This window comes from Caulobacter sp. GW821-FHT11E11 (assembly GCF_058808315.1).
In genome coordinates, this window is record NZ_JBXARO010000006.1 from 227053 (window position 1) to 243375 (window position 16323).

A 16323-nucleotide genomic window follows, 5' to 3' on the forward strand; every position below is an offset into this window, starting at 1 on the left:
CTACTCGTATGCTTCGCTGTAGGAGCCGTTCTGCTGCTGCTTTTTCTTGCCTGCGAACTTGTATTCGACACGCTGATTGACGTTGAGCGTGTAGAACATGCTGATCTTGACCTTGATCGACAGGGTTCCCGTGCCGAGCATCAGGTCGCCGTCGTAGGAGACCTCGAGCAGCAGCGCGATCGAGGCGGTAATCAGGCCCGCGACGTCGACATTGCCGCGCGCCAGGATGAACACCCGCACGGCCGTCGAGCCGCCGCCCTCGGCGGTCGTCCAGGTGATGGCCACGCCGCAACCGACCTGGAGCCATACGCCGCCGGAGACGACCCCGAACGAGAAGCCCAGGCCCACGCCCGCCGCCACGGCGATGTCGAGCACATAGGTCATCACCGGCTTGGGCCGCGCCGCCGGCAGGAAGGACAGGCGCTGGGTCAGGTATCCGCCGCCGTTGAGGATCCAGACGTTCAGGCTGAACGGCGCCATCCGCGACCCGATCGACAGGTCGCAGAGCAGCTCGAACTCCGGAATAGCCGAGACCCCGAACAGGAGGTGCAGCCACAGATCGGAGATGCCGAAGGCGCCCGTCTGGAGGTTGGGCAGCTTGAGGTCGAGGGTGGCCGCCACGCCCGTCGGTATCGCCCCGCGCATCAGAGGGCCGACCTTCAGTCCCCCTCCCTGGCCAGCCTTGGCCATCAGGTCGGTGACGAAGCGGAGAACCTCGGCCACCTCCACCTTCTCCGGGGAGGTGCGGAAGTCGAGCTTGCCGCTCTCGTCGAACAACAGGCCCGTTTGGCGGAAGGTGAGCACCGTCTGGCCAGCGGCCATCACCCGCCAGTCGCCGGCGATCCGCCCCTGGCTGGTGTGCTTGGCGCCGTCCTTGCCCAGTGTGACTCGCGCCGAAGCGTAGAACCGCGCGTCGTCGATGACGATCTGCACCGGCCCGAACTCTAGCAGCGTCGTGGTCTCGCTGAAGGGGATGTTGATCTCCGCCTCCAGCCAGGCGCGCATCTGCCCCTTGTCGAAGCCGTGCCGGATGTCGATCGCCTTGCCCGCGTCGAGATCGGGAAATTGAGCGCGCTGCAACAGCCCCTTTAGATCGATGCCGCCGATGTCGGGAATGAGATTGGCGACCGACAGCCCCTTGAGGGCGTCGGGTATGAGCTGTTCGCCGATGCGGCTGATGGGCGAGCGCACGCCAAAGGACTGCAGGAGCTCGTTGACCTGTTCGACGCCGCGCGCCAGGTCTCCGGCCCGGTTGGCCAGCGCAATGGCCGGGGTCATGTCCACCACCCGGCTGAGCTCGTTGTAGACAAGCGCAACTTCTGGCCGGTTCAGGACCTGGCTCACATCGGTCTTGGGCCCGTCCGAGAGCGCGCGCAGGACCTGCAGGGTCTGGGCGCCCTGTTGATAGAGGCGCTCGGCCCGGTCGCCCAAGGCGACGGGATCCACCCCCAGGACCTCGCGGACCTTATCCTGCGCCGCAGCGGCGAACTGCTGGGCCTTATTCTCCCAGTCTCGGGCGATCTCCGCGGTGCGAGCAGTGGCCTGGCGCCGAAGCGTCTCCAGCGCCGCCTCGGCTTCTCCGCTAAGCTTGTCAATGAGCGCGTGAGCCTCGGTCCGCAATTCGGCCTTGTAGCGCTTGAAGTTGAGGTTGGTGTCGACCCAAGTGGCCGCGTCGGTGATGCCCGACTTGAGATAGGCCGCCTCCAGCGCCTCGCAGTGGGCCTCGAGGACGGCCGTGAGCGCGTCGACCGCCTGGCGGGCCTTGCCGACATAGGCGCTGGCCAGGGTCGCCGCTGCCGCGCGCTGTCCAGCCACGCCGACCTTCAGCTCATCGGTCGCCACCTTGACTTGGCTCTCGAGCCTGTCGACTGGGGCCCAGTCGGGGTGGGAAAATTCCACCGCCTTGACCGCCGCGCAGAGCTGGGCGGTCAAGGCAGCGGCCGGCGCAAGCACCATCTCAAGGTCTGCGTGGGTCGTGACCAGCAACTCATCCAGAGCCGCCTCGATCGGCGCGATCGTCAGCGCCAGTCCCTGCAGCCGCCCCTCAAGCCCGGTCCGCAAGCTTGTCAGCGCCGCGCTCGCTCGGCCGATCGCATCAGCCAGGGCCGCGCGGACGGGACCGGAGGGCGCGCTCTCCTTTAAGATTACCTCGGCGAGACTGGCTTCGACGTCATCGATCAGCTTGCCCAACTGAACCACGATGGCGCGCAGTTGGGGCGGCGGAGACCGGGTCAGGATCCGGATATTGTCACGAACGGCTGCGGCCGCCTCGGCGGTCTTGGCCAGAGCGTCTTCCCACGCGCCGCCCGCCACGGCCGCCTGGGCCGTCGCCAAGCGAGTCGACACCGCGTCGAGCTGTTTGCGGAGACTGGTCGAGACATCGTCGAGCCCGCCGCCGAGCTGGTCGGCCAATTGGGTCAGGCGCACGCGCGTCGTCTCGGTGACGGTGCGGGCGTCCTCCCGCGCTCGCGCGATCACCGCGCCCGGACCAGCGATGACCTTCAGCGCCTCGGCTTTGACCAACTTGAACTGGTCCTCGCCCTGTTGGTAGGCCGCCTTGAGCGCCAGGAGGCTGTCGTGGATGGACGCCACACCCTCGTCGAGCGGCTTCGTCAGCCGCGTTTCCAGATCGTCGAGCAGGGCATGAGCCACCACCTGCAGGCGGTCAGCCTGGGCCGCGACCTGGGCGTCGACCTGCTGCTTGAGGTGATCGCAGGCCCGCGGGACCGGCAGGCCCTGTATCTTGCCGGCCTGATCAAATATTTCAGTGATGACCTTAGGCGTCTCGACTGCGTCGAGCGCTTCGTCGACCGCCCGCTTGGCCCGCGCCTTCAGCCGCGACAGATCCTTCAGGTCGCCCAGGTCGGGTTTGGACAGGCCCGCCAGCACCTGACCGACCGCGCGATCGAGTTCGGCGCGCAGATCGGCGGTGTGCTGGGCGAGCGCGCGCGCGCCTTCCGCAGGAGCCGTCTCCTGGCGGCCAACAAGCGGTCGCGCCCGGGCGATGGTGATGTTGCGCAGCACCGCCGCGGGGCCTTGCTCAGCGCGGCCGTGAGTGATGGCCACGCGGTCCGAGGTCGGCGACAGACTCAAGGTCATGGGCTCGAAGCCGGCCGCGTACGGCGGTTCGCCCGGCAAGGTCGCGTCGGTCAGGTCCTGCGACCGCGGCTTGATCTTTGCGGCCGTCGGCGGCGGGAGATCGATAAAGTCGACGTCTCGGACGGGACGCCACGTATCCGTGTCGTCGCCGCTCTCGCCACGGACGACCGAGGTGTAGAAGACGAGCTTTTCGGGTTCATCGACCTCAAGGCCGACCTCGCCACCGCCTTCGGCCGCCATGATCAACCGGATTTGGGGCTTTGGGTAGATCAGCGCGGGCGAGTCGGGGTTATTGGGCGGAAGGGGTTCGAGGTCGGCGAACGCCTTGTCCCAGAGAGGCACCTTCCAGCCCTCGCGGCGCACGTCGGCGCCCCACCGGCTGTCGACGCGGATACGGCGGGACCTGAACTCGGCGCCGACCAGGCAACCGGCCGCCGCCACGGACGCGCCATCCTCGGGATAGCGCCGGGTTGGCTCGAGTAGTTCGACATACTCCTCGACCTTGCGCAGGATCGGCCGCCCGACATGGGCGTCCTGCTCTTTTCCGATCGGTGGGCCGTTATAGAACTGGGCTGAGGGGACCACAGTTCGTTCAAAGACGATCACATGCTTGGCCCGGTGCCAAAGGCCGCCGATGCGTCCGATGCGCTCGAGCGCGTAGCGATGGACACGTCCCTGGGCGGTCTCCGTCTCGATGGTGGTCCTCTTCTCGTCGAATAGCGCGCGTTGCCCACCCCAGCCGCCCAGGGCCGAGAGGTGGATTCCCTGTACGCGTCCGCCATCGGCCACCGGGACGCCATAAACCGACATCAGGATATTGGGGCTCTCGAACGCCCAGGCGACCCCGCCGGGGAAGCTTTCCAGGTCGTCAGCGCCGGTGGAGAAGGTCTCGGTTAGTTCCGGGGTCGCATCGCGCGGCAAGGCGCCGGGCGCGGGCCAGCGAAGCGGTGTCAGCGGACCGCCTTCCGCCGTCCTGCGCCGCAGTTCGAAACGCACCCCCACGTCCAGGCTCAGGAGCTCGTCGGGCGTGTCACGCCACAGCTTCTCTACCGCGACACGGCTTTGCTCGATGCGGAGCATGCGGTTGGCGAGCCGCAGATAGTCCGGATAGGCGGCGCGATCGGAGGCGACGGCCTCCTTGAGCGGCGGGGCCGGAACGCCGATCGCGCCGCTGATCTCTGTGACGAAGACCGGCTCGCGCGGGGTGACGCGTGTGATCATGCCATAGATCAGCTCCAGCCGCAGATCACGCAGGCGCGCGCCTGGCGCGCGCTGACCGGCGAAGCCGAGGATGCGCGAGAGGTTCCAGCCGGGCTCGCGAAAGCGGGTGTCGAAGTAGGTCGGGTCGAAGTCGAGGCGCGTGGCGCTCCCGAAGCGGGCGGCGGCCGGCCGGCCGGGCTGGATATCGGGCGGCCGTCCGGACAGCGGCGCGCCCGGTTCCGCCGCCGGATTCTTCTCCATTGCCTCGCCGATAACCTGTGGCGGCAAGGCGATCCTGACGGTCTGGCTCTCGTCGGCGATCCGCCACGACAGCCCCCCCTCCCCGGCGGCGTTCCAGACCGCCACCTGATTGTTTTCGTTCGAGGCCGTCTTGGAAGGTTCGGTGTATTCCACCAAGGCGACGCGGAAGGGCGATGGGTCGATCACCAGGACCTGGCGGTCCTTTTCAACGACCGGGGGCGTGAGCGGCTCGCCCGGCAAGGTTTGGCTTTCGACCGGGGTGGCCTCGAGCGCGAGCGTAACCGTATGGTTGGCTGCGCGGGTGACTGTCTCACGCGCCACGAGCTTGTAGATCGCGCCGCTGGGGTCGGCGCGGCCCATTGGTAGGAACAAGGGGGCGTCCGGAGAAGGGGCGCTCTGATCTCTCAGACCCTCGATGCGGTCCAGGGCTGTGATGCGTTGGGCCTCTAGTAGATCGTCCTCTCCGGCCGGGGATACCGCCTCGACCGGCAAAAGGATCGCCACGTCCAGGGCGTGTGACAGCCGATCATCGCTAGGATCGTTCTGACGCCGCATAGGTCGGATGTGGACCAATCCCTGCCAGTCGGATGCCTTCCCAATGGCTGGTCCTCGCTGGAGGCTGAAGCTGAGCGCGCCGACGTCGAAGTCGAGAGTGGCGTCTCGCTCGGCTTGCAGGCTCACGGTGAGGCCGAAGAGCGTCCCGATTGGCGCGTCCTCGAGATTGGCTACGTCGGCGATCGCCGGCTGAAATAGCGGCTTGGCCGAACTGTATGAAGGCTTGGCCGCGTCAGCGCCGATGCGGCCGTAGGCCGACAATTCGGCCGCGCCTTTCGGCCACGTATCGTCCGCCAGCCGCAGCCTTGGGAATTCCACCTTGGCGGCAAGGGTTTGGGCGGTCTCTTTTTCTGAAGCCTTCCAATAGTCGTCAACGGCCCGCGGCTCGAACGTCAGCAGGCTGGTTGAGAATTCCGCGCAGAAGCGGCGCTTGAGCCGCGCCAGTCGCTCCTTGAGGTTGGAATTGTGCCAGTCGTCTGCGGTGAGCAGAAGACGGCTGCGCGGCCGCTGGTCAATGAGGAAGCCGACCGCGTGCCAGGGCCAGGCCTTGTCCGCCTTGGTTAGCCGGGGCGCCAGGCTCAGCGGCGCGGCGTCGCGCACCCCCCTGAGGTCCCCAGCCAAGCGGTCAGAGAGCTCGGTGACCTGCTCGACGACGCCCGCGGTGATCCGCCCGCCTTTGTCAGACCGCTTGACGCGATCGGTCCGCACCGCGAGCAGCCAGCGCACCGTCGCGGGTGGAGAGAGCGTCCAGTCGACGGCGATGGCCCGCTGCTCTTGAGAAACAATGAGCGGGGTGTCCTCGCCCTCGCCCAGGCTCTTGATCGAAAGCGGCAGGATCGCCTCGGCCGCCTTACCCAGCCCCGTCAGGGTGTTGGAAATGGTGAGTTCGTAGCGGGCGATCAGGCTGACGACTTCTTTCCCGTCGAGCGCGGCGGCTCGAAGACCAAATTCACCCTTGATCGCCGCCAAGGCCGGCAGGTCCGCCTTGGTCTCGGCCCAGGGTACGAGACCGGGCGGCCAGGCGACGTCGTCGGCGTTTCCGACCTCCCAGGTCAGCCGCTCGGCAGTCTTGCGCCCCAGGAACCCGAGATCCTCCCCTTTCCATTCCTTGGTGCGCCGCCGGGTCTCGCCGGCATTGACGTAGGCTCCGACGGTGATCCCGACGCGGAGCAGGTCGTAGAGCGCCCCGCGCGCGGGATTGGGGCTTGGATTAGGAATGGGAATGGGATTGGGACCGAGCGTGCGGCTATCCCAAAGACTGGAGGATTTCCTCGCGCCCCCCTGCTGGGCCTTCATCGTCAACAACGCGCGCGCGTCGAGCGCGTCGGGCCGATGGCTAAACAGCCTGTGAGCGCCGATCAGCGTGCGGACCTGGAGATGAAGCTCAAAGCCGGTGATCTCCGCTGGCATGCCCGGTTTAGGCGTGATCAGGAGACGCGACCCCAGCCAGAGAGGCTCTTGCGCCGGATCGGACGGCGGTCCGGGGCTGGCGTCGCCGTCCGACTGAGCCCATCGACAGGTATCGAACACCGCCAGCGGCTTGGTGGCTTCGGCGTCCGGCTTCGGCCCGCCGGGCGTGTCGGGCGCGCGCGTTTGGCGCGAAATCTGATGGTCAACCGCGTCGTGGCCGTAGCGGTAGAACGTGCAGCGCACCACGTCACGCAGCATGAACGGGGCGTCGGCGCCACCGCCGAAATCATGGGCGATGACGCCATAGGTCTTGAGCGCCTCGGCGACCTTGGCGTCGGTCCTATCCGCGAGCGGATGCGGGACCGCCTTGCCATCGCCAAGGTCGCGGAGAAGCCGGTCGAGGTCGTCGAGCGGGAAGCGCGCGTAGCGCCATATGTCGCCGGCCTGACCGGCCGCACCTATGACGACCGCCTCATAGGGACCGCCGGCCTCCCTGGCGCCGGCGCGGACGACGATGAAGGCGATCTGCGGATCCGACATGTCCCCACCCCTCAGGTCCGATCAGCGGCGAATTGAAGGCAAACGCCGAGGCATGAAGATCCAGCGCCGAGCGGTGAAACCCTCAGCCAAAAGCTGCCACGCAGCAGTATTCCGCACTATGCGAGCGCACGAATGCTCGTCCACCTCGGCGATACGCGAGGATACGAAAGGCCGATGGTCGAGCCACCAGCGACACCATGTACTTGAGGCTTGTCGACTACTCCCCCGACAAGTCCATTAACCTTTGCATTGTGGATTCTGTTCAGGCAAGTGCAATTTGGGGTAGCGCCTTGAATATAGCACCCGCGTGCCTGATTTTCGGCCAGGCGGCGCCGACCGCGCCAGTGCAGGGAAGGCGCTCGTGGGATCCCCTGCCGAAATCTCGGTGATCGCTCCAAACGCGTGGCGGTTCTGCGCGGCCATGGCCGCCGCGGATCCGGGCATCGGTGCAGGCGCCACCATGCCGTGGGCGCTCAAAGAACCCAGACGATTGCCAGACCTACGCGCCGGCCTTCACCGAGAGAAAGACCGGATTGGCGTAGAACCACAGGTCCGACCAGGGGTCTTCACCGAGCGGATCGGGCTGGGGCTCGAGCTCCGCGCCACTCGTGCCGCGCACGCGAATGTAGCTGGCCGTCCGGATGTCCTTGAAGACGTGGACCATGGACAGCACCTCCCCTTCGCGCGTCCAGGTCGCCGGCGTGAAGCTGCGCACCACCCGGGTGGTGGGGTTGACGTCCAGGGTCTGGTCACTCGCCGGACCGACGACCTCGCCCTGGATCAGGTCGATGCGCGCGACTGCTGGCGAGAAGCCGCCGAAGTTCTCGCCGGCCGGATCGCGCACCCGGATGACCACGGTCACATCGGCGCCGGCGGGAACCGTCAGCTGGCCGCCGATCTCGGCCTTGCGGGCGCCGTCGGCAGTGATGGCCGTGACGTCGACCTCCGAGACCAGGTCGCCGAGCGTCACGAACACCCGGCCGTTGCGCAGGCCGTCCAGCACGTCGTCATAGGTCCGGGCGGCCTTCACATAGGTCTTGGAATATTCGCCGGGCCAGAAGTCGGCGCCGCCGTCGGTGTAGTGGCGGTGCGAGTCCGAGGTCGAGGTGATCCACCAGCGTCGCCCCTCGCCCAGCATCGAGTCCCAGAAGCCGCCCAGGCGCGCGGTCATCTGGTCGAAGCCGCCCAGGGTCGGCGCGCGCGAATAGCCGCCCCGGTCGCCCTTGGGATCGATCGTCCCATCCGGCTTGAGGCTGGCGGCCTGGTGGCCCGGCGCGCCCTCCATGCCTACGGCGACCTCGGGCGCGGTGTCGTTCCAGGCGCGAAGTTCCGACGGCGAGACCAAGCCATAGCGCCCCGTCGCCGTGGCGGTGCGCGAGGGATGGTTGGCGATCACCACCGGCGGTTGGGGCAAGGCCTGCATGTGGCGCAGGGCGTCCAGCATGAAGGCCTCCTGGTCGCGGGCGGGATCGGCGGGCCAGGGCTCACGTCGATTGTAGCGGCGCTCGATGCCGAACAGCGCGTCGCGTTCAGCCGGCGACCGCAGCAGGATGAGGCTGGAATGCTCCGCCGCCGGCGTATCCAGCTCCATGCCCCAGAACTGCAGCACGCCAGGCGTCTCGCGGCGCGAGCGCAGCAATTCCGGATAGGCCTCGTTGCGGTTCAGCTTGGAATGGTTTGGCCCGCCGTGGTCGGTGGCGACCATCCAGGCCAGGCCGTGCTTGGCGGCCATGCGCCCATTGACGACGATGGGATTGCTGGCGTCACCGGCCTTGACCAGCACGGGCGGCTGGCCGGGTTCCGGTGACGGCTTCACCGAGACGCTGAACCAGCTGTGGACATGGTGATCCCCCGCCAGCCATCGCCGCTCCGACGGCTTGACCGCGCGCGCGCGGCCCTGCTTTGGCCCGACCGGTTGGACCGCGTGACCAGGGTGGGCGAATGCGGTCGGCGTGCTCCCCGCGACCTGGCCGAAGACGGCCAGGGCCGCCGCGTAGGGAAGAAGCTTGCGCATGGGGTATTCCAGCAAGAAGGCGACCCGCGCGATGCCGCGCGGGTCACACTAGAGGATCAATACGACCGTTAGAACTTCGCCCGGACACCAAAGCTCAAGGTGCGGCCGTACTGGGTGTAGCCGCCGAACCAGCCGCCCTTCACGAACTGCCACTGGGCCGCCTTGGTCAGGTTCTGCCCCTCGATCACGGCGGTGATCTGTGGCGTGACCTTGTAGCTGACGCTGGCGTCCAGCGAGCCGAACGCCTTGTCGTTCAAGGCCGACAGACCCGCGCCGCCCACGTCCTGCAGCACGTCGTCTATCCAGCTGTAGCTGGCCCGGGCCGCGAACGGCCCCTTCTCGTAGAAGCCCGTCAGGTTGAAGCTGTTCTTGGCGACGTTGACCATCGCGTCCTTCAGCGTCGGCGAATAGGTCGCCTCGGTGTCGGTGTAGGTGTAGTTGGCCAGGAAACCGAGGCCGTCGAACGGCGCCGGCAGACCCTTGAACAGGTGCTGATAGGCCAGTTCCACGCCCTTGATGCTGGCTTGGCCGCCGTTGGTCGGCGAGGTCAGCTGGTAGGTGAGGCCGTCGACCACGATGTTCGTCGTCTGGCTATAAACGAAGCTGGTGATGTCCTTGTAGAAGGCGCCGGCGATCAAGGCGCTGCCCGGGGCGAAGTACCACTCCAGCGTCGCGTCGTACTGCCAGGCCTCGAACGGCTGCAGCTGAGGATTGCCGCCCACCGCGGTCAGCTGCACGCCCGAGGAGTTGAGCGTCAGGCGCGGGGCCAGGTCGGCCAGCGACGGCCGGGTGATCACCTTGGCAGCGGCGACGCGGGCCTGCAGGGTGTTCGACAGCTCCAGGGTGAAGTTGGCCGTCGGCAGGACGTCGGTATAGGTCTTCACGTAGCGGACCGGCAGCGCCGCCGAGCCGTTGTCGGCATGGCCGGCGGAGACCTGCTTGGTGTTGGCCACGCGAACGCCCACCTGCCCGCGCAACGGCGCGCCAAACAGGCTGGTGTCGAGGTCGGCTAGGCCATAGCCCGCCGCGATGTCCTCGGAGACGTGGTAGGAGTTGCGCTGGTCGGCGCGCTGCGTGCCCTTCTGAGACTTGTCGGCCAGGGTCCAGAACGCGGCCGGATCGGGCATGGCCCAGGTCGTGGGCAGGGTTCCGTCGACATCGCCCAGGAAATCGCTGACGGGGAACGCGTCGAAGTACTCAGCCCCGAAGAACTTTCCCGCCAGGTTGGTGGTGTAGTTGATGTCCGCGCGGTTGTAGCTACGCGAACGCTCTCGGTATTTCACGCCGAACTGGACGCGGCTGACCGGTCCCCAGGCGACCGGACGCTCGGCGTCGAACTGCAAGGCGGTCTCGTCGTCCGTCGCGTCGTTGACACGCCATTCGATGCGCCGGAACGGCAGCAGCGACGGGTTGTTGAAGTCGGTGGTCAGCAGCTTGACGCTCGGAACGGCGTCTCCGGCCCGCGTCATCGTGAACGTCGTCTGGCCGATCGCGCCTTGCAGGCGCGTGCGGGTGATCGGCTTGGAGGTCTCCGAAAAGGCCCGGGCATAAGCCAAGTCCGCGGTCAGGATCCAATCCTCCAGTTTTTGGCGGATCCGGCCCGCGACCATCAGGTTGTCGTGCGCCAGGTCGCTGACCTCGCGCCCGATCTGCGAGGTCGAGGTCACCGTGCCGCCGACCAGGACCCCTTCCCGGACGACCGCCGAGCCCGCGACCAGGGTCGAGGCCGTCTGGTCGGCCGAATAGGTCAGCTCGTCATAGTGGTCGTCCAGCTTGGTATAGCTGGCGTCCAGCGTGATCTCGGTCTCTTCGCTGGGGCGGTACTGGGCCGACAGCACCAGACCCTTACGCTCCCGGTCCTCGCGCTCCAGCGTCGGACGGATCGCGTTCGGATAGAGGTTGATCCCCTGGGCGATCAACGTCTTGCCGAGGGTCGTAGTCGGGTCCGAATAGCTCCAGCCCACGCCGGTGATGCGGTCCTGGCGCAGGGTGCGTTGGTCGTAGACCGCCGCGGCCAGCAGCCCGAACGTGCCGGCGGCGTTGGTCCAGCTGGCCAGGCCCGACACTCGAGGGTCGGTCGCGCCGGCCAGTTCCGGGCGGCTGGCGGTGGCCGACAGGGCCAGGGTGGTCCGGCCCAGGTCCAGCGGGCGGAAGGTCTTGATGTCCACCACGCCGCCGATCGCGCCTTCGTCGGTCGAGGCCAGCGGGGTCTTGTTGACCTCGACGCCGGCGACCAGTTCTGACGGCAGGGTGTCGAAGCGGAACTGACGGCCGCTCTGGCCGCTGTCGCGCATGTTCTCGTTCACCGCGGCGCTGCGGCCGTTCAGGGTCACAACCTGGAAGTTGGGACCAAGTCCCCGGACGCGGATGAACAGGCCCTCGCCGCGATCGCGGGTAATGGCCACGCCGGGCACGCGCTGCAGGGCTTCGGCGATGTTGTTGGACGGAAACTTGCCGATGTCCTCGGCCGAGATGGCGTCGACGACGTTGGCGGCCTTGCGCTTGTCGGCTAGGGCGCGGGCCAGCGAGTTGGCGAAGCCGCCCGTGACGACCACTTCCTCGACCGTGGCCGGCTCTTCGGGCTGGGCTGGGCCGGCGTCGGTGCGGGGCGCGGCGGCGGCGGCGACCGGGCGCGGCGCGGTCGAGACCTTCTGGGCGGCCGGGCGCAGGATCGCCGCGCCGCCGTTGCGCACGAAGGTCAGGCCGGTGCCGCGCAGCAGCTGAGCCAGGCCGCGCTCGGCGTCGAACTGGCCGCGAACGCCCTCCGTGTGCTTGCCGTTCAGCAGGGCCGGGTCGGCCAGGACCTGCAGGCCCGTGGCGCGCGAGAAGCTCGGCAGGGCCGAGGCCAGGTCACCGGCGGGGATGGCCAGGGTCGGCTTCTCCGGCGGCGCGGCCACGGCCGAGGTCGCGACCAGCAGGGCGGCGGCCGAGGCCGTGCTCCACCACATCCAGGTCTTCGCAGTCATGATGTCATCCCCGATTTCGCGCGGCGTCCACGTCGCGCTTCGGCGGGAAGACGCCGGCGGCCGCCTTTCCAGGACAGGGATATTTGTGAAGTTTCGGCGACGCCGTCAGCGATCCAGCACCAAGCCGTCCGATGTCTGACGAACTTCGAAGCCGTGCATCAGGGCCAGGTTCTCGACCAGGGCCTTGGGTTGGTCGAGGCGGAAACGGCCGGCCACGCGCTGGCGTCCCAAGGCGTGGTCGGCGATGACGATCCGCGTCGGCGAGGCCCGGTTTAGCCGCTCGACCAGCCGCTCGAGCGTCAGGCCGTCGGTCTCCAGCCAGCCCGAACGCCAGTCCTCGGCGGCCGGGTCGAACGCCTTGACGGCCGACAGCCGGCCTTCCTTGGCGAAGGCGCGCTGGCCGACGGTCAGCTCGACGGTGCGGTGGATCAGACCGCTCGGGGCCAGGCGCACACGGCCGCGATGCACCGACAGCTCCAGCCGACCATCGGCGCGCTCGAGATCGAAGGCCGTGCCCAGCACGCGGGCCGAGCCGGCGTCGGCCTTGACCAGGAACGGCCGCCGGGTGTCGTGGGCGACATCGAAGAAGGCTTCGCCGCGCACCAGTTCGACCTGGCGCCGCCGAGCGCCCAGTCGCACCTCCAGCCGCGTGGCCCCGTCCAAGGTGACATGGGTGCCGTCGGCCAGGGTGACATCGCGATGCTGACCCGGCGCGGTTTCCAGCGGGATCGGCGCGACCGTCATCAACTGCAGCTGCGGCCAGGCGAAGACCACCGCCAGGCTCGCGGCGACCAAGCTGCCGGCCAGGGCCGCGATCGGTCCCGCGCGGCGGGGACGGACCGCCCGGCGCTGCTCGCTCAACCGCATGGCCTCGGCCAGGGCCGGGTCCTGGCTGGTGCGCCAGACCTGGTCGAAGGCCTCCGCGTGGGCGGTGTCCGCCGACTTCCACGCCTCGAAGGCGGCGGCCTCGCGCGGGTCGACGTCGCGGTGACGGGCGGCCCAGCGGGCGGCCTGCTGGCGAAGGCGGCTCATCGGCGGCCTCCGACGGTGCGACGCTCGGCCTTGGCGACTTCACGACGCACCTGCTCCAGCGCGCGGACCACGTGCTTTTCGGCCGCCGTCTCACTGAGGCTGAGCGCTTCGGCGATCTCCCGATATGCCTGGCCGTGCAACTGACGACGGATGAACACCTCACGGCGCAGGGGCGGCATGGAGTCGAGGACCTTGCCGAAGACCTCGACCTTTTGGCGATGCATCAGGATCTGCTCCGCGGCCGGGGCCTCGCACGGGATCTCGTCGTGCAGTTCTTCGACCGGTCGCCGTTGGGCGCGCCGGAAGTGGTCGCGAACCAAGTTCAGCGCGATGCGATAGCCGAGAGCGGCCCGGTCGACGATCGTGCGGGCGCGCTCATAGGCCAGAAGACGCTCGAACGTCTCCTGCACCAGATCCTCCGCCGCCGCCGGGTCGCGCGTGCGGCGGACGATGAACTGGTAGAGGTCGCGCCGCTGGGCGCGCAGGCTGGTCAGGTCGGTCATCGTCCCGCTCCCGCCGCCGCTCGCACGCTGTGACGCTGACGAACCATGCTAGGCATAGCCGGCGCCTAGCATGGCTTTGTGACAGTTTGCCCCCGCCGCCGGTCGCCGCTTGGACCTCGCCCCTACGCGCCCCGGTCGATGCTCATCTGGACGACATCGGTTCGACCTGATCGAAAGCCGGCCTCGCAATAGGCGAGATAGAACCGCCACAACCGACCGAACCGGGCGTCGAACCGCGAGTCGGTTTGCGCGATGGCCTCGTAGGCGGACTCGAAGCGGCGCGTCCAGTGAGCCAGGGTGGCGGCGTAGTCAGCGCCGAAGCGCTCCGTCTGGCCCCAGCGCAAACCACGCTCGGCGATCAGCGGCGCCAGGCGAGCTTCCGATGGCAGGGAGCCGCCCGGGAACACGTAGCGCTGGATAAAGTCGGTCCGGGCTTCGTAGTCTTCGAACAGCGCGTCCTGGATGGTGATGACCTGCAAGCCAGCCTTGCCACCAGGCTTCAGAAGGCTGCGGACCTTGTCGAAATAGACGCCCCAGTAGGCGCGCCCGACCGCCTCGAACATCTCGATCGAGGCCAGCCGGTCGAACTGCCCGTCGAGATCGCGATAGTCACGAAGCTGGATGTCGACCCGCTCGGCCAGGCCGGCCTCGAACACCCGGCGGCGGGCGAAGTCATGCTGTTCGCGCGAGATCGTCACGCCGGTCACCTTGGCGCCCACCTCGCCCGCGGCGAACAGCGCGAAGCCGCCCCAGCCACAGCCGATCTCCACGACCGAATGACCGGCCCGCAGGTCCATCAAGCGCGCGAGCGCGGCGTACTTGGCGCGCTGGGCGGCCTCCAGCGACTGCCCGGCGTGTTCGAACCGGGCGGACGAGTAAGTCATCGTCTCGTCGAGCCAGGCTTCGTAGAACGCGTTGCCCAGATCGTAGTGGGCGTGGATGTTCCGCCGCGCGCCCGCCTTGTCGTTGGGCCGCAGCCGGTGGAAGATCCAGTTGGCCGCCTTCATCGGCCAGCCGCCGTCGAACAGCCGGCGGATGTGATCGTAGTTGCGGACCAGGACCTCCAGAAGGGCGGCCAGATCCGGGCTGTCCCACTCCCCGGCCATGAAACCCTCGGCGAAACCGATGTCGCCATTGGCCAGGACCCGACCCGCGAAGCGGGCGTCGCGGACCACGAGGGTCGCCGCCGGGCCGGGCTGACGGCCGGTCAGGCATCGGCGCGCGCCGTTCGGCGCCACGACCGTCAACTCGCCCCAGGTCCAGTCAGCCGCCAGCAGCCTCACCACCAGCTCGAACACCGCCGGGAGCCTGGGTGCGCCCGCGGCGCGGACCTGCAGGGAGATATCGCTCATGTCGTGATCGGACCTTCTTGTTCAGGTTCGATTTCAGCTACGCATGAACGGGCCGAATGGATGCCTAGACCGGCGCCAAACGTCCCGTCGCCACCACGGGGCCGGTCGGTTGGCCGCCCGGCGCGCCGCCCAGCGGCTCGAGCGACACGCCGAGCGTCGCCCGCGGCCCCTCGGGTCCGGCCAGTTGATCCACCCGCAGCACCAATGGCTTGCTGGGATCCAGCAGGCCCAGCGACACCGGCGGCGTGCCATCCGGCATCAGCCACAGCTGCAGCGACCGGTCGACACGCCCCTCGGCCGAGACCGGCGTGATGATCAGCACCTGACGTTGACGGTCGTAGGCGACGGCGAAGGCCGCCGGACCGGCTTCGGGCTTCAGCAGCGCGACGGAGGTCAAATCGGCCTGGTTCGAAGCGATCGGCGGGGTCGCGACCGGCGGCGCCACGCGTGGCGTCAGGACCAGGGCGGCGACGCTGGCCGCGGCGGCCAAGCCGGCCGTTCCGGCGGCCCCGCGCCAGAAGCCCAGGCTGTTCCACAAGTCTCGCTGGCGGCGCGGCGCGGGCGGCAGGCCGACCTGGGCGGCGATCCGGCGCCAGACCACGGCCGGCGGCGTTTCCGGAGGCACCGCCTCGATCAGCGGCGTCAGGCGCGCCTCCCAGGCGGCCACCTCGGCCTTCAAGGCGGGTTCGGACGCCATCCGCTGCTCGACCTCGGCGCGCTCGGACGCGGTCAGGACTCCCAGCACATATTCGGCGGCGATCAGGTCATCGGGGGAAAGGTCGGGCGTGCTCATGCTTCCAGACAAGCCTTCAGCTTCTGCAGGGAGCGCCGGATCCAGCTCTTCATGGTGCCAAGCGGCACCGCGAAGGCGGTCGCGACCTCCTCATAGGTGAGCCCCTCGAAGAAGGCGACGCGAACGGCCTTCTGCTGCGCCTCCTCCAGCTGCGACAGGCAGCCGTCGAGGCGAAGGGCCTCCTGGCTGGCCGACAGCTGATCGAAGGCCGAGGCGCCCTCGTCAGGAACGGCCTCGGCGTCGTCGATCGGACTGAACGACCGCCGCCCGACCTGACGCAGGCGATCGATGGCGCGATTGCGCGCCAGCGCCGCCAGCCAGGTGATCGGACTGGCCCTGCCCGCCTCGAACTGGCCAGCCTTGGCCCAGACGGTGGTGTAGACCTCTTGCAGCACGTCCTCGGCCTCGCTCCTGTCATTCAAGATACGAAGGCACACGCCGAAAAGCTTCGCGGACGTGGCGTCGTAGACTTGTTTCAGGGCCACGCTGTCGCCAGCGGCCACGCGCCCCAAGGCGTCTTGCAAGGCCTGGCGGCCGGAATCGGGTGTCATGGGTCGGCGACGGGCTCACTCAGGTCGGCTCATGGCAACACGGCGGC

The 16323-nt window shown here is 68.4% G+C and carries 8 protein-coding genes; all 8 read right to left on the reverse strand.

Annotation, left to right across the window (positions count from 1 at the left end):
• On the reverse strand, positions 1 to 7065 hold the full coding sequence (locus AC1RR5_RS16580; protein WP_492923036.1) for a hypothetical protein: 7065 nt from the start codon (positions 7063 to 7065) through the stop codon (positions 1 to 3).
• 499 nt (positions 7066 to 7564) lie between these two features.
• The gene (locus tag AC1RR5_RS16585) at positions 7565 to 9079 is read right to left on the reverse strand and encodes a CehA/McbA family metallohydrolase domain-containing protein (protein WP_492923038.1); all 1515 of its coding nucleotides are present in this window, start codon (positions 9077 to 9079) and stop codon (positions 7565 to 7567) included.
• Positions 9080 to 9147: 68 nt separating this feature from the next.
• The gene (locus AC1RR5_RS16590; protein WP_492923040.1) at positions 9148 to 12045 is read right to left on the reverse strand and encodes a TonB-dependent receptor; all 2898 of its coding nucleotides are present in this window, start codon (positions 12043 to 12045) and stop codon (positions 9148 to 9150) included.
• A gap of 105 nt (positions 12046 to 12150) precedes the next feature.
• A complete protein-coding gene (locus AC1RR5_RS16595) occupies positions 12151 to 13077 on the reverse strand; it encodes a FecR family protein (protein ID WP_492923042.1) in 927 nt (308 codons plus the stop codon).
• Complete coding sequence (locus AC1RR5_RS16600) at positions 13074 to 13580, reverse strand: RNA polymerase sigma factor (RefSeq protein ID WP_492923044.1); 507 nt, start codon at positions 13578 to 13580, stop codon at positions 13074 to 13076. The genes AC1RR5_RS16595 and AC1RR5_RS16600 overlap by 4 nt, the downstream gene beginning before the upstream one ends.
• 122 nt (positions 13581 to 13702) lie before the next feature.
• Positions 13703 to 14932, reverse strand: a complete 1230-nt coding sequence (locus tag AC1RR5_RS16605; protein WP_492923046.1) for a class I SAM-dependent methyltransferase — start codon at positions 14930 to 14932, stop codon at positions 13703 to 13705.
• 64 nt (positions 14933 to 14996) lie between these two features.
• On the reverse strand, positions 14997 to 15725 hold the full coding sequence (locus tag AC1RR5_RS16610) for an anti-sigma factor (RefSeq protein ID WP_492923048.1): 729 nt from the start codon (positions 15723 to 15725) through the stop codon (positions 14997 to 14999).
• A complete protein-coding gene (locus tag AC1RR5_RS16615; protein ID WP_492923050.1) occupies positions 15722 to 16276 on the reverse strand; it encodes a sigma-70 family RNA polymerase sigma factor in 555 nt (184 codons plus the stop codon). Before AC1RR5_RS16615 ends, AC1RR5_RS16610 begins: the two co-directional genes overlap by 4 nt.
• Positions 16277 to 16323: the final 47 nt, after the last annotated feature.